Annotated in this window: 1 protein-coding gene; it reads left to right on the top strand. The window is 53.6% G+C overall.

Annotated features, from left to right (window positions below; genetic code table 11):
• A partial coding sequence (locus SB660_RS23725; RefSeq protein ID WP_410585053.1) for a S4 domain-containing protein occupies positions 1-237 on the top strand: 237 nt, incomplete at both ends.

The following is a 237-nucleotide window of genomic DNA, read 5'->3' as shown; positions in this document are numbered from 1 at the left end:
CCAGGTTCAGCAATGGGTAAAAGACGGACAGGTTGTCGTGAACGGAAGCGCGGTGAAAGCGAATTATAAAATTCAGCCGGGTGATCAGGTGACCGTCACTGTACCTGAACCGGAAGCGCTCGACGTCCTGGCAGAGCCTATGGATCTGGATATTTATTATGAGGACCAGGATGTGCTGGTCGTCAACAAACCTCGCGGAATGGTTGTTCACCCAGCACCCGGGCATCTTACGGGCAC

Source organism: Bacillus sp. SIMBA_005, from assembly GCF_046535585.1.
Taxonomy (GTDB): domain Bacteria; phylum Bacillota; class Bacilli; order Bacillales; family Bacillaceae; genus Bacillus; species Bacillus pumilus.
This window is presented reverse-complemented; position numbering and strand designations above follow the sequence as displayed.